Raw genomic sequence first — 13,967 nt, forward strand, 5'->3', positions numbered from 1 at the left:
CGAGAGTCCGCCATGTACGAGCTGTCCCGGGTCCGCCTCTACTCCATCGGTCCTGCCGGTGCGCGCTATGCCGACACCGTGCTTGACCTGCGGGGTGTCGGCCAGCCGGTGCCCGACCCCGCGCCCACCCAGGCGGAGTTCTTCGAGGACGAGCCCGTCGGACCGCCGCGTCGGCCCGCGCCCGCGGGCGTGCTCTTCCTGGAGAACGGCGGCGGCAAGTCCGTACTCCTCAAGCTGATCTTCTCCGTGATGCTGCCCGGGCACCGCAACACACTCGGTGGCGCCAGCTCCGGTGTGCTGCGGAAGTTCCTGCTCGCCGACGACTGCGGGCATGTGGCCCTGGAGTGGCAGCACACGCTCACCGGTGAGCTGGTGGTGGTCGGCAAGGCGAGCGAGTGGCGGGGGCGGCAGGTCTCCAACGACCCGCGGAAGTTCGCCGAGGCCTGGTACTCCTTCCGGCCCGGCCCGGGACTGAGCCTCGACAACCTTCCCGTCGCCGAGTCCACCGCCGTACGGCCGCCGGTCGAGGGAGCATCCGGTGCCCAGGGGCGACGCCGGACGATGAAGGGCTTCCGGGACGCGATCACCGAGGCGGGCAAGGTCTACCCCCACCTCGAGGTGCACTGGGAGGAGATCCACGACCGCTGGAACGAGCATCTGGGCGAGCTGGGACTCGACCCGGAACTCTTCCGCTACCAGCGCGAGATGAACGCCGACGAGGGCGAGGCCGCCGGCCTCTTCGCGGTCAAGAAGGACTCCGACTTCACCGACCTGCTGCTGCGCGCGGTCACCGACACCCGGGACACGGACGGGCTCGCCGACCTGGTCGGCGGCTTCGGCAACAAGCTGGGGCGTCGGTCCGAACTGATCGCCGAACGGGACTTCACCGCCGGATCCGTGGACCTGCTCGGCCGGATCGTCGAGGCCGCCGAAACGCGTTCCCGCGCGCGGGACATCCACGCGGGTGCGGAACGACGGACGCGCACGCTCGCCCGGCGGCTGTCCGCGCGGGGCGTCCAGGAACGCGTCCGGGCCGGCGATCTCGCCCAGCGGGTCACAGCCGCCGCGTACACCGTCACCCATGCGGAGGGCGCGCGGGAGCGCAGCGCGCTGATCGCCGCCGAACTCGCCTACCGGCACGCCTCCCTGGCCCTCGCGGCGGCGGAGAAGACGGCGGCCGCGCAGAAGCGCGAACTCGCCGACGCGCGCACCATGCACTCCGCCTGGCAGGCCGCCGAGGTCGTCCTGCGCCACCGCGCCGCCGCCGACCGCTCCGCGCGCGTGGCCGTCGCGATCCGCGAGGCCGAGCGGGACGCGGCCCCGGCGCTCGCCGCCCGCGCCAAGGCCGCCGTCGACCTCGTACGGGCCCTGCACTCGGCGGCGGAAGGCGCGGAGGCGCTCGCCAACGAGGAGGAGGAGCGGTCCGGCGCCCTCCAGGAGATCGGCGAGGCCGCCCACCGGGACTCGACGGCCGCCGCCACCGAGGCACAACGCGCCCGCAGCGAGGTCGGGCATCTGCGGCAGCGCCTCAGCGAGGTCGAACAGGAGACGGCCGAGGCGGTCCGCGCGGGCTGGCTCGACGACAGCGCCCCCGACGCGGATCCGGCCCGGGCCGCGCTCGCCGCCAGCGATGCCGAGAAGACGGCCGTGGAGGCCTGGGACGCCACCCGCGAGGCCTCCAGGCGGGCCTCCGAGCACGCCAGGGAAGCGGCGTCCGCCGAGTCCCGCGCGGAGCTGACGGCGGCCCGCGCGGCCGACGCCGCCACTGCGGCAGAACGCGCGTACGACGCCGAGCGACGCACCGCCGAGGGCCTGGCGGCCGAGGAACGGCTCGCCGAGCTGCTGAGTCTGCCGTCCACCGGCGGCGCGCGGCAGCGAGGTCGGACCACGCTGCCGCACCAGCAGAGTGCGAGCGGGGCAGAGGGCCGCGACGGCCGGGCGCCGGGCGCGCGCGCCGGTGCCGAAACGGCTGACGGGACCGGTGGAGCACAGGGGCCGGCGGCGCGTTCCGCCGGGAAGGGCGCGTCCGGGGCGGGTACCGAGGGTCCCCTGACACCCGAGGAACTGGACCGCTTCGCCGACGAACTCCGCGAACTGCTCGACGACGGTGTCACCTCCGCCGAGCGGCAGCTCTTCGAGCTGCGGACCGCCGCGGCCGACGACGCCCGGATCCTCGGGGCCCTCGGTGACGGCGGACTGCTGCCGCCCGGCCCCGACGTCCTGGCCACCGTCGAGTTCCTCGGCGAGCACGGCATCCCCGCACTGCCCGGCTGGCGCTATCTGGCCCAGGCCGTGGACCCCGCCGACCACGCGCGGGTACTGGCCGCCCGTCCCGAACTGGTCGACGGCGTCATCATCACCGACCCCGGCACCCACGCGCGTGCCCGCGAGGCCCTCGCCGACGCGGCGCTGCTGCCCCGCTCCGCCGTGGCGGTCGGTACGGCGGCCGCCCTGCTGGCCCCCACCCCGGCCCCGGGACCGGGCGACGGCGACGTGTTCCTCGTACCGCCGAACCCCGCCATGCACGACGAGCACGCCGCCGACGAGGAGCGGCAGGCACTGCGGGCCCGCGCGGGCGAGCGGGAGGAGGAGATCCGCACGCTCGCGGCACGGCTCGGTAAGGACCGCGAACTGGCCGCGCGGCTCGCCTCCTGGCGTACGGGCTGTCCGGCCGGGCGGCTCGTCGAGCTGGCCGGGGCCGCGCACGACGCGCGTGCCTTCGCCGAGGAGGCCGAGGCCGAGCTGGCCGAAGCCCGGACCGTGCGGGCCGAGGCCGACGAGGTGGCGAGCGAGGCGTCCCGCCTGCGCGACGAACGGCAGGAGGCCGCCCAGCGGGCCCGCCGCGCCGCCGACGCACTCGCCGGACTGGCGTTCAGGCTGCGCGAACGTGCCGGCTGGCAGGTCAAGGTGCGTGAACTCGCCGACGAGGCCGTCGAGTCGGAGGCCCGCGCCCAGGTCTGCCTGGAGCGCGCCCGGTCCGCCGACGAGGACCGGCGCGCCGCCCAGCGCGCCGCCGACGACGCGCGCCGCACGGCCCGCGCCCTGCGCGCCGAGCGCGCGGAGATCGCGGGCGCCCCCGATGACGTACCGGCAGCCGACGAGGACGCCGCCAAGTCGTCGCTGCCCGCTCTCCGCGAGGCCTACCGGGCAGCGTCCCAGCTCTACGAGAAGGTCGGCGTCGGCGCCGACCTGCGGGCGGAGCAGGCGCGGTCCGAGAGTGACGAGAGCGCCGCGCGCGCGGAGTTGGACCGGCTGAGCAACAAGGTGCGTACGCGCGCCGAACAGCTGCTGCAGTCGCCGGAGGGATCCGACGGACCGTCCCGGCAGGCCGCCTCCGCGCGGGCCGAGGAACTGGTACAGCTCCTGGAGACCCGGGTGTCCACGGCCAGCGAGCAGCTCGGACGGCTGCGCGGCGAGGCCGAGCGGCACGCTCCCGAGGACGGCGAGGCGCACACCGAACTGGCCGAGGAACTCGTCCCGCGCGACGCCGAGCAGGCCCAGGTCCTGCTGCGCACCGCCACCGCCGAACTCGCCTCCCGCAGCGAGGCGTTGACCCAGGCCAGGGAAGCGCACGCCGAACTCCTCGGCGCTCACCGGGCGGCCGAGGACGCCGCCTCGGGGTTCGACGAGATCGCCGCCATGCTCCGCGACCTGCTGCGTGAGCACGCCTCCGACGAGGAGCACGAAGCGCCGGAGCCCTACCCCGGCAGCCCGGAGGAAGCCCGGCAGTCGGCCGCCGAGGCCCGCCGCTCACTGCGCGGCTGCGCCGCCGACCTGTCCGCCGCCGAGGCCGCCGTGCGCGAGGCGAGCGACATCCTCGTACGGCATGCCAACTCCACGCGCTACGAGGCGGTGCGCACCCCCGCCCGGCAGCAGATCCGTGAACTGCCCGCGTCCGCGCTGCCCGAGCACGCCCAGAAGTGGGCGGACGCCTTCGCGCCCCGACTGCGGGTCCTGACCGACGAGTTGGCGCAGCTGGAGCGCAACCGGGACTCGATCGTGGACCGGCTGCGCGGGCTGGTGGAGTCGGCGCTGGCCACCCTGCGGTCCGCGCAGCGGCTGTCCCGGCTGCCCGAGGGGCTCGGCGAGTGGTCCGGACAGGAGTTCCTGCGCATCCGGTTCGAGGAGCCCGACCAGGCGACGCTCACCGAGCGGCTCGGCGAGGTCATCGACGAGGCGACCCGCGCCGCGGTGAAGAAGAACTCCGACCTGCGCCGGGACGGAATGTCCCTGCTCCTGAGGGGAGTCGGCGCCGCCCTCCAGCCCAAGGGCATCGCCGTGGAGATCCTCAAGCCCGACGCCGTACTGCGCGCCGAGCGCGTACCCGTCGGACAGATGGGCGACGTGTTCTCGGGCGGTCAGCTCCTCACCGCGGCCATCGCCCTGTACTGCACGATGGCCGCCCTGCGCAGCAACGACCGGGGCCGCGACAAGCACCGCCACGCCGGCACCCTGTTCCTCGACAACCCCATCGGGCGAGCCAACGCGACGTACCTGCTCGAACTCCAGCGAGCCGTGTCCGACGCTCTGGGCGTCCAACTCCTCTACACCACCGGCCTGTTCGACACGACCGCGCTCGCCGAGTTCCCCCTCGTCATCCGGCTGCGCAACGATGCCGACCTCCGCGCGGGCCTGAAGTACATCAGCGTGGAGGAACACCTCCGACCGGGGCTGCCGCAGCAGGCCCCGGCCGGGGAGGGGGACGCGGTGCACAGCGAGATCACGGCGACGAGGATGTTCAAACGGCCGGCGCCTGCCATCCCCTCGGGGGCGACCCCGTAGGGGCACGGCGAACGGCGGGGCGGTCGGCTGACGGCGCCGAAAGCGTCACCTTCAGTCGGCCGCAGGGGCGGCCAGGGGAGCGGTCGGCGCGGACGGGGTCTCTTCGAGGCGGTGTCCGGCGAGCACACCCGTCCGGTGGCGCTGGACGAACCAGTAGTAGGCGAAGCCACCACCCGCGATGACCGCGACGAACAGCACGGCACCCCACCGGAGGTACCAGTGGAAGGGGGCGGTGGCGTTGTAGACGGAGGCGCGCGGCCAGATCAGGTTGGTCGTCATGGCGGCGCCCCAGACCACGGCCCCGATGTTGACGAGCAGGCCCCAGCGGCCCAGCGAGAACTTGCCGTCGCCGGCCGGCTGCCACCTGCCGCGCAGCCGTGCCACCAGCATGGGTCCGGTGACGCCAAGATAGGCGAGGTAGATCATGATGATGCCGATACTGGTGACGACGGTGAAGATCTGCGGCTGGCGGATGTTGACCACCAGGATCGCCAGCGACAGGACCCCGACGATCACGGCGGGAAGTACTGGGGTCTGGAAACGCGGGCTGACCTTCGCGAGCAGGGAGGACGCCGGCAGGTTGTTGTCGCGGGCCATCGCGAACGCCAGCCGGATCGCCGCCGTGTGAACGGCGAGCGCGCAGACGGTGACCGCGATCAGCACGCACCACAGCATCGCCTTGCCGGCCGTCGACCCGAGTACGTCGAGCACGATGTACTGCAGCCCGTCCGTGGACAGTTGTTCGCCCTTCAGGCTGGAGACGCTCATCAGCGCGAGGAGGAGGATCAGACCGCCGAGGACGAAGGAGGCGACGATCGCCCGGATGATGGCACGCGGCGCGTTCCGTGACGGGTTCACGGACTCCTCGCCGAGCGAGGCGGCGGTGTCGAAGCCGTACATGACGTACGCGGACGCCAGCGAGGCCACCAGGAACGCGCCGAGGTAACCGGCACCGTGACTCGCGCCCGTACCGTTCGTCTCCATGACCACCTGCGGACCGCGCGTGATGTGCACGGCGAGCAGGACGATCAGTACGACCGTGGCGATGAGCTCGATGAAGACACCGGCCGTGTTGATGGTGGCCATCAGCTTGACGCCGAAGGCGTTCACCACGGTCGTGAACAGGATCAACACCGCTGCCAGGATCACCGCGTTGGTCGCCACGTCGTACTTGCCGGTGCCGTCCCCGACGATCTGGAAGACATGGGATATCTGCGGCAGCGTGAGCTGGTAGGCGAGGGACACCGCCGAGATTGACACGATCGAGGCGATCAGCATCATCCAGCCGGCCAGCCACCCCAGGTGCGGATTGCCGATCTTCTTCGACCAGTTGTAGACCGAGCCCGCCACGGGATAGCGGGCGGCCAGCTCCGCGAAGCAGAGCGCGACCATGAACTGCCCGCCGAACACCATCGGCCACGACCACCAGTAGGCGGGACCGCCGCTGCCGTAGCCGAAGTAGAACAGCTGGAAGGTGCCGGTCAGGATCGAGATGTAGCTGATCCCGGCCGCGAAGGTGTGGAAGTTGCCGAGGGTGCGCTTGAGTTCCGGTTTGTAACCGAACTCGGCGAGTTCGGCATCGTCCGTGGGTTCTGGGCCTGTCGGTCGGTCGGTCGTTGCCATGAGCGGACTCCTGGGTGAGCCGGGGGGAGTGGGAGGAAGCGGCTCGGTGCGGGTGCCGGAATCAATGGGGAGGCACATTCAAGACGTGCACAAGGGGGATGACGCACAAGGAAGATGACGTACGAAGTGGGCGGCGTACGAGGGGCTTACGAGAACCAGCCCTGCGGCGAAGGATCGGTGTTCCGCCAGATGTGCTTGGCCTCGCGGTACTCGGCGAGCCCCGAGGGCCCCAGTTCGCGGCCGAAACCGGACTGCTTGTAGCCGCCCCACTCCGCCTGGGGGACGTACGGGTGGTAGTCGTTGATCCACACCGTGCCGATCCGCAACCGGCCCGCGACCCGCTGCGCCTTGGCCTCGTCGGTGGTGAAGACACCCCCGGCGAGCCCGTACACGGTGTCGTTGGCGAGCCGGACCGCCTCCGCCTCGTCCGTGAACCGCTCCACGGTGAGCACCGGACCGAACGACTCCTCCTGTACGACGCTCATCCGGGCGTCGCACTCGTCGAGCACCGTCGGCAGGTAGTAGAAACCGCCGTCCAGCCCCTCGGGACGAGCGCCGCCGCAGCGCAGTACCGCACCCTCGGCCAGGCCCTGGGCGACATACGCCTCGACCTTCGCGCGATGTGCCTCGGAGATCAGCGGGCCGGTCTGCGCGTCCTCGTCGAACGGGCCGCCGAGCCGGATCAGCCGGGCCCGCCGGACGACCTCGTCGACGAAACGGTCATGCAGCGAGTCCTCCACCAGCAGCCGGGCCCCCGCCGAGCAGACCTGCCCGGAGTGCAGGAACACGGCGGTGAGCGCCATGTCGACGGCCGTGTCGAAGTCGGCGTCGGCGAAGACGATGTTGGGGTTCTTCCCGCCGAGTTCGAGCGCGACCTTCTTCACAGTGCCGGCCGCGGCGGCCATCAGACGACGGCCGGTGTGGAGTCCGCCCGTGAAGGAGAGCAGGTCGACGTCCGGATGGTCGCCGAGCGGTGCCCCCGCCTCAGGACCGGCGCCGAGGACGAGGTTGGCCACGCCCGGCGGCAGTCCGGCCTCGGTCAGGAGCCGCATCAGATGGATCGCGGTGTGCGGGGTCAGCTCGCTCGGCTTGAGGACGAAGGTGTTGCCGGCCGCGAGTGCGGGGGCCACCTTCCAGGCCGTCTGGAGCAGGGGGTAGTTCCACGGAGTGATCAGCGCGCAGACGCCGACCGGCTCGTACACGACCCGGCTGTCCACGCTCGGCGAGCCCGTGTCGACGACCCGCCCGGTCTCGGCGGCCGCGAGCCGGCCGAAGTACCGGAAGCAGTTGACGATGTCGTCGATGTCGTAGGCGCTCTCCACCAGGCGTTTTCCGGTGTCGAGGGACTCCGCGCGGGCCAGTTCGTCCTTGTCGCGGACCATGAGGTCGGCGACGCGCAGCAGCAGGTCGCCGCGCTGCCCGGCCGGCGTACCCGGCCACGGGCCCTCGTCGAAGGCCCGTCGGGCGGCGGCGATGGCCTCCACCGTGTCCTTGGCGCTCGCCTCGTCGACGATCCCGACCACAGAGCCGTCGGCGGGACAGCGGATCTCGCGGGTGCGACCGTCGAGTGCGGATCTCCAGGTCCCGCCGATGAAGAGTTCGGGCATGTTCGTTCCTCCTGGTAAGCGCCGTACCGAAGGCACCCTCGCGACTGGGCGCCTCCCCGACCGACGGCGGTTTCATGCCGAATGTGATCTTCGACACGCCTGATGGAGGAAGGGCTTGGTGCGCCCCATGTCCGTCAATGGCCCTCAGGGGTGCGACAACTGCCCGGAACCGCCGCCCTGCCTGCGTATCCGCTCCTGGGTCCGGGCGACCGTCCGGGCCTGACGTCGGGCCTTGCGGCGCTCACGGCGCAGCGCCCGTGCCGTGCTGCTGGGTACCGACACCACGCCGTTGCGCTGGTTCCAGACCTGGCGGGTGACCCACACGTCGAGTGCGGCCCAGGTGGCCACCACGGTGCTGGCCACGCTGCTGAGCAGCGTCGGGAAGGCCAGCCAGGAACCGGCCAACGCCGACAGGAAGGCCACCATGGCCTGAATCAGCGTGACGGCGATGACGAGCACCGCACGTACGGCCGCCGTCCGCACCGGATCCGGCAGCCGACGCCGACGCGCGGGCTCCTCCACCCACAGCTGCCGGTAGGCGGGCCGCGCCTCCGCCCCGACCGGGGCCCGGAGTTGCTCCGCCGGAGCGAGGGACGGCTCGATGCCACCCGTGCCCGTATCTCGGCCAGTGCTGACCTTCTCGACGTCCCCCTGCGCCACCGAGGGCGCCACAACGCCGTTCCCCAGAACCTCGCGTCGTTCCGCCGTGCCCATCACGTGTCACTCCCCACCGCCCAGCAGACCGCCCGTTCCGGTGTCGGTGACACCGGCTCCCCAGTGGCTGCCCGGCTTGCGCTCTTTTACGCCGCCTGGACGCGGGACGCGGTTCCTGCTGAGGGTTCCGCCGCCCACCTCTCATGTACAAAGACGTACGGCGTGTCTCGATGATTCCCATCAAACGACAAAATCCAGCCAAACGGCCAAGTTGGGCGAGGGTCGTCGTCCTACGGTCGGCACGGGATTCGAGGAGACAATCTCCCGTCATGACCGGACAACTCGCCATGTCTCGCCGGGAGGACGGAAGTTCAGCCTCCGGACAGGTCTTCGAGTTATCAGTGTGTCGGTAGTAGGCTCACGCCGATTATTGACGCACATGTGTACCCCCGCGCAGACGGGGGCGAGCTGGGGGAGGCCATGCGCTTTCGCGGGAAGTCCATCCGCCGGAAGATCGTGGCACTGCTTCTCGTGCCGCTGGTGTCGCTCACCGCGATCTGGGGCTTCGCCACGGTCCTGACGGGGCGTCAGGCGGCCGAGTTGTTCAACGTGTCGTCGATCGTGGAGAAGGTCAGCTACCCCACCGAGGACGCGGTGCGCGTACTCCAGCAGGAGCGCCGCCAGACCCTCGTCTATCTTGCCGATCCCCGTGCCTCCGACGCGCTGGCGGCTCTGCGGCGCAGCCGCACCGCCACCGATGACGTCATCGACAAGATCCGCGACAACGCCGACAAGTCCAGTGTGCGCAACTCGATCAGCGACAGCGACAGCGAGCGCCTCACCGCCGTCCTGGAGGCGTTCGACGGCATCGACCCCCTGCGCCGCAGCGTCGAGGAAGGCACCGTCACCCGGTCCCAGGCCCTCAACCTGTACAACCAACTGGTCGACCCCTGCTACGCGCTGCTCGCCAACCTGCACATCATCGACAACCTGGAGATGGACAAGCAGGCCCGCGCCCTCGTCAACGTCGCCCGTGCCCGCGAACTGCTCTCCCGCGAGGACGCGTTGCTCGGCTCGGCGCTGGTCGTCGGCAAACTCACCCGCGACGAGTCCCGCGACATCTCCGACCTCGTGGCGCAGCGCACCGTCATGTACGACGTCAGCCTGCCCCTGCTTCCGCTGTCGGACCGCGCACGCTACGAGCGGTTCTGGAAGAACGCCGCCACCGCACCCCTCCGGGTGGCCGAACAGGCCGCCATCGGTGCGGAATCCGGCCACCCCCGGGGCGTCACCGCGAAGAGCTGGGACACCACGGCCGGCGACGTCCTCGTCGAACTCCGCACCCTCAACGACCAGTCGGCCGACCGCTATCAGGACCGGGTCCGCCCGGTCGTCATGGGCGTCATCGTCAAGGTCGTCATCGCCGGCGTTCTCGGACTGGTCGCCCTGCTGTTCTCGCTCGTCATGTCCGTACGCATCGGCCGCACCCTCATCCGCGACCTGCGTCAACTCCGCCTGGAGGCGCACGAGGCATCCGGCGTGCGCCTGCCCAGCGTGATGCGCCGTCTGTCGGCCGGCGAGCAGGTCGACGTGGAGACCGAGGTCCCCCGTCTGGAGTACGACAAGAACGAGATCGGCGAGGTCGGACAGGCCCTCAACACCCTGCAGCGCGCCGCCGTCGAAGCCGCCGTCAAGCAGGCCGAACTCCGCGCCGGCGTCTCGGAGGTCTTCGTCAACCTCGCCCGGCGCAGCCAGGTCCTGCTGCACAAGCAGCTCACCCTGCTGGACACCATGGAACGCAGGACCGAGGACACCGACGAACTCGCCGACCTGTTCCGCCTCGACCACCTCACCACCCGTATGCGCCGGCACGCCGAAGGCCTGGTGATCCTCTCCGGAGCCGCCCCTTCCCGGCAGTGGCGCAAACCCGTCCAGCTGATGGACGTCGTACGCGCGGCTGTCGCCGAGGTCGAGGACTACGAGCGCATCGAGGTCCGCAGGCTGCCCCGGATGGCCGTCACAGGCCCGGCCGTCGCCGACCTCACCCACCTGGTCGCCGAACTCCTCGAGAACGCCACGGTGTTCTCGCCGCCGCACACGGCCATCCAGGTACTGGGCGAACGTGTCGCCAACGGGTTCACCCTGGAGATCCACGACCGGGGCCTGGGTATGGCGGCCGAAGCCCTTCTCGACGCCAACCTGCGGCTCGCCGAGACACCCGAGTTCGAACTGTCCGACACCGACCGGCTCGGCCTGTTCGTCGTCAGCCGGCTCGCCCAGCGGCAGAACGTCCGGGTGTCCCTCCAGCCGTCCCCGTACGGCGGGACCACGGCGGTCGTCTTCGTCCCCGACGCACTCCTCACGGACGACGTCCCGGACACCAACGGCATCGGCTTCCGCCTCGACCGCGCCCTCCCCTCGAAGGAGGCCGAGTTCGAGGGGAACCGCAGGGCCGCTTTCTCGCAGGCACCGGTGCGCCTGCCCGGGCTGCCGCCCTCGCTCATCGGCGGGCCCGTCGAACTGGAGGCGCCGGTCGACCTCGACGCCTTCAGCGACTTCCCCGGTTCGTTCGGCGACGAGGACAGCGATCACGGCGTACTCGCCCGGCCCCGCCGCTCGTTCACCGGCGCGACCGGGGACACGAGCGACACCGACGACTTCCCCGGGGCGGAGCAACAGCAGGCCCCCGGGGGCTGGGGGACACCCGACCCCGACGGAGCGGCCGGCCTGCCGGGCGATCCCGTGGCACTGCCGCGCCGCCGAACTCCCAAGCTGGTCAGCTCCCACGGCCGTCCGGTCACGGAACAGCCGCCCCGGCGCATCCCCTCGGCGGCGGACGAGCAGCCGGTGGAGAGCGCCGGCACGACGGGCCCGGACGCGCTGGCACCGCTCCCGGCCCGCCGCCGGGGCGAGACGGCGATCGGCCGCACAACCGATCCGGGCGAAGGACCGGGCAGCCGCAAGGAGCCCGGTGCGCGGGCGTGGGACCGCAGTGGCGAGACCATCGGCCGAAGCGCCGGCGAGCGCTTGGATCCCGCGAGCACCGGGAGTCTCACCGACCGCACAGAACCCTCTGCCTCGCGCTTCGGCGACCGGTCCGCCGGCCACCGTCCCGACGCGCCCGTCCGGGGCGTCGCCGGGCGGCCGGCGACCGGCCGCAACGGCCTCGGCGACCTGGCAGCGGACGCACCGGTCCTCCCGCAGCGCGACCGGCGAGGCGGCTCCGGCGGGAGTGCCGCAGGCCTCGGCCCGGCGGCCGACCCCGCGCCGGCCGGAACGGCGGGACTGCCCCGCCGGGTACGGCAGGCCAACCTGGCTCCGCAGTTGCGGGAAGGCCCGGAACGGCGCGCCGAACGTATGAAGCCCCGGGCCCAGGACGGGCCCGACCTCGCCGACCGCGACGCCGACGAGGTCCGCAGCCGCATGGCCTCGCTGCAGCGTGGCTGGCAGCGCGGTCGTGAGGAGAACGCCGTGGGCGACGGCGCCCAGGACGGCACAGCACAAGGAACGGATAAGGGGGACGGTCGATGACCGCACCGAAGGCGACCGGCCAGACCGCGAGCGACAAGGCGACGGGCGAGCTCAACTGGCTCCTCGACGACCTCGTCGACCGGGTCGCCAGCATCCGCAGAGCGCTCGTGCTCTCCGGCGACGGACTGCCCACCGGGGTCTCCAAGGACCTCAGCCGCGAGGACAGCGAGCACCTGGCCGCCGTCGCCTCCGGATTCCACAGCCTCGCCAAGGGCGTGGGACGTCACTTCGACGCCGGCAGCGTCCGCCAGACGGTCGTCGAACTCGACGACGCCTTTCTGTTCGTGACGGCGGCCGGGGACGGCAGCTGTCTGGCCGTGCTCTCGGACGCCGACTCGGACGTGGGCCAGGTCGCCTACGAGATGACCCTGCTGGTGAAGCGTGTCGGTGTGCATCTGGGGGCTGCTCCGCGCACCGATCTGCCCGCCGGCGGGTAGTGGAATGACATGAGCGGAGATGGTCAGCCCAGAAGCCACTGGTTCGACGACGAGGCCGGACCGGTCGTCCGTCCGTACGCCATGACGCGAGGCCGCACCAGCCATGCGGCCCAGCACCGCCTGGACCTGATCGCGGTGGTCGTCACGGAGGCACACGCGGACGACCCGGAAGCAGACCACATGTTGTCCCCGGAACACGTGGACATCGTCGAACTCTGTCGTGACACGCCCCAGTCGGTTGCCGAGCTCGCCGCCGAACTCAATCTCCCCATCGGCGTGGTGAGGGTCCTCATCGGAGACCTCGTGGACGAGGAAATGGTCCATGTGACGCGTCCCGTGCCCCCCGCAGAGCTGGTGGACGAGAGCATTCTGCGCGATGTGATCAACGGCCTCCGGGCGCTCTGACCAGCGCGGCAGCGACTCCGCGGACGTCGGCGCCGACGACGTACCCGTCATCGAAACCCCGTCGGCGGGGGCTGCGGCCCACCGTCGACCGACCCCGAACAAGCAGGAGAAGAGACCGATGATCTTCGGGCGTTCTGAGCGCGGCAAGCCCCCGGTCGAGCCCGTCACGCTCAAGATCCTCGTGGCCGGCGGATTCGGCGTGGGCAAGACGACCCTCGTCGGCGCGGTCAGCGAGATCAAGCCGCTGCGCACCGAGGAGCTGCTGACCGAGGCGGGTCGCCCGGTCGACGACACCCGGGGGGTGGAGGGGAAGAACACCACCACCGTGGCGATGGACTTCGGCCGGATCACCCTGCGCGAGGATCTTGTGCTGTACCTCTTCGGGACTCCCGGACAGGACCGCTTCTGGTTCCTGTGGGACGAGCTCGCCACCGGCGCGCTGGGCGCGGTCGTCCTCGCCGACACCCGCCGTCTGGAGGACAGTTTCGCCGCGGTCGACTACTTCGAGCGGCGTTCCATCCCCTTCCTGGTCGGGGTCAACTGCTTCGACGGAGCGGCTCGTTACCCCTCGCAGTCCGTCCGGGCGGCGCTCGACCTCGACCCCAGCGTGCCGCTGGTGCTGTGCGACGCGCGCGACCGGGAGTCGGTCAAGGAGGTTCTCATCGGAGTCGTCCAGCACGCGATGGCGTACGCGGCCGACCGCCGCGCCGCCGTCACCACCTGACCGCCCTCCGCCGCCCCGGTTGCGCACGGCCCGTACCCCCGCCGACCGGGGTACGGGCCGCGGTCCATGGCACGCACGCGTGGAGGCGCGTTTCGAGCGGGAGCGCTAGTAGTGCTTGGTCAGGTCGGTTGTAGTGGTGCGTGTCCTGCGGGCTGGGTGTGGCGTTGAGGGTGTGTGACTCCGGACGAGATTGCGGTGGTGCGT

General features: G+C 71.6%; 8 protein-coding genes. 5 read left to right on the plus strand and 3 right to left on the minus strand.

From position 1 onward, the window contains the following. Nucleotides 1–12 precede the first annotated feature (12 nt). Nucleotides 13–4,782 (plus strand): hypothetical protein, encoded by a 4,770-nt coding sequence (locus PV396_RS25680; protein WP_319208373.1) that lies wholly within the window; start codon nt 13–15, stop codon nt 4,780–4,782. Between the two features lie 51 nt (nt 4,783–4,833). On the opposite strand, the gene PV396_RS25685 is transcribed toward PV396_RS25680, so the two are convergent. From PV396_RS25685 to PV396_RS25695, 3 genes are all read right to left on the minus strand, one after another. After that, nucleotides 4,834–6,405, minus strand: a complete 1,572-nt coding sequence (locus tag PV396_RS25685) for an APC family permease (RefSeq protein ID WP_319208375.1) — start codon at nt 6,403–6,405, stop codon at nt 4,834–4,836. A 146-nt stretch (nt 6,406–6,551) separates the two neighbouring features. Continuing rightward, entirely contained in the window at nt 6,552–8,012 is a 1,461-nt protein-coding gene (locus PV396_RS25690; protein ID WP_319208378.1) for an aldehyde dehydrogenase family protein, read from the minus strand. A 144-nt stretch (nt 8,013–8,156) separates the two neighbouring features. Beyond that, nucleotides 8,157–8,726, minus strand: coding sequence for a hypothetical protein (locus tag PV396_RS25695; protein WP_319208460.1), 570 nt, complete (start codon nt 8,724–8,726; stop codon nt 8,157–8,159). Nucleotides 8,727–9,146: 420 nt separating this feature from the next. Here PV396_RS25695 and PV396_RS25700 point away from each other — a divergent pair, with 420 nt between their 5' ends. The 4 genes from PV396_RS25700 to PV396_RS25715 all read left to right on the plus strand — a co-directional run bounded on the left by PV396_RS25700 (nt 9,147) and on the right by PV396_RS25715 (nt 13,763). Next, nucleotides 9,147–12,197 carry a nitrate- and nitrite sensing domain-containing protein gene (locus tag PV396_RS25700; protein ID WP_319208381.1) on the plus strand — a complete coding sequence of 1,017 codons (3,051 nt, stop codon included), beginning with the start codon at nt 9,147–9,149 and terminating at the stop codon, nt 12,195–12,197. Further along, the gene (locus PV396_RS25705; RefSeq protein WP_319208383.1) at nt 12,194–12,634 is read left to right on the plus strand and encodes a roadblock/LC7 domain-containing protein; all 441 of its coding nucleotides are present in this window, start codon (nt 12,194–12,196) and stop codon (nt 12,632–12,634) included. Before PV396_RS25700 ends, PV396_RS25705 begins: the two co-directional genes overlap by 4 nt. A gap of 9 nt (nt 12,635–12,643) precedes the next feature. Continuing rightward, a complete protein-coding gene (locus tag PV396_RS25710; RefSeq protein WP_319208384.1) occupies nt 12,644–13,039 on the plus strand; it encodes a DUF742 domain-containing protein in 396 nt (131 codons plus the stop codon). Nucleotides 13,040–13,157: 118 nt separating this feature from the next. After that, entirely contained in the window at nt 13,158–13,763 is a 606-nt protein-coding gene (locus PV396_RS25715) for an ATP/GTP-binding protein (RefSeq protein WP_319208385.1), read from the plus strand. Nucleotides 13,764–13,967 lie beyond the last annotated feature (204 nt).

Origin of the sequence: Streptomyces sp. ME02-8801-2C, assembly GCF_033793965.1 — a bacterium.
Lineage (GTDB): Bacteria > Actinomycetota > Actinomycetes > Streptomycetales > Streptomycetaceae > Streptomyces.